The sequence below is a fragment of the Blautia sp. CAG:257 genome, assembly GCF_000433815.1.
GTDB lineage: Bacteria > Bacillota > Clostridia > Lachnospirales > Lachnospiraceae > Blautia_A > Blautia_A caecimuris.
On record NZ_HF999097.1, the window covers coordinates 25,066 to 25,352 of the forward strand.

Sequence of the window (287 nt, forward strand, 5' to 3'; positions counted from 1 at the left end):
TGGAACCGGTGGACGGTATGATAACACTTCGCTGTCTGATGGACCGGTTCAGCCTGGAAATTTTTATCAATGACGGAAGGCAGACAGCCAGTTTTACCCTTTATACTCCTCAGAATGCGGAGGGAATTACCTTTGCGGCAGAGGGAGAAGCGGAAATTTCCGTAGAAAAATACACTCTTTCTTTTTAACTGAATATAGATAATACCCAACAGAAGAGCGCTTCAGACGGCATTTGGAGAAATAATTTTATTTCAATGGATTGCCGTACGGCGCTCTTTCTGTATACG

Annotated in this window: 1 protein-coding gene; it reads left to right on the forward strand. The window is 43.6% G+C overall.

Annotated features, from left to right (window positions below; all coding sequences use genetic code 11):
* Positions 1-188 (forward strand): GH32 C-terminal domain-containing protein (locus QVP40_RS11510; RefSeq protein ID WP_288200531.1); only part of this gene is annotated, 188 nt, incomplete at its 5' end.
* Between the last annotated feature and the right edge of the window lie 99 nt (positions 189-287).